A 291-nucleotide genomic window follows, 5' to 3' on the forward strand; every position below is an offset into this window, starting at 1 on the left:
ATGGACCTGGCATCTCGACTTCGATTTTCCCTGTCTCAGGACAAACAACAGGCCAATCGTCCTCCCAGCGCATCGGCGCTAAAAATGTCTCACGCCCCATATTGCGGTACATGCCTCCATATGGACGGGAACCTAAACAGACGAGCCACCATTCATCGTCTTGTGTTTGGACGATATCGGCGTGGCCTACATTCGTAATCGGGTAGTCCTGGCCGAGATGGCGTTGTGTCAGTACGGGGTTGCGCCGGTTCGCCTCATAAGGGCCGGCAATCTCCCGGCTTCGCGCGACCG

General features: G+C 56.7%; 1 protein-coding gene. It reads right to left on the reverse strand.

The genetic code is table 11. The features are described 5' to 3' along the window. The coding region (locus CHH91_RS18385; protein ID WP_141234212.1) for a family 43 glycosylhydrolase at positions 1–291 on the reverse strand (291 nt) is incomplete at both ends.

The organism is Virgibacillus sp. 7505 (assembly GCF_002272135.1).
GTDB lineage: Bacteria > Bacillota > Bacilli > Bacillales > Amphibacillaceae > Terribacillus.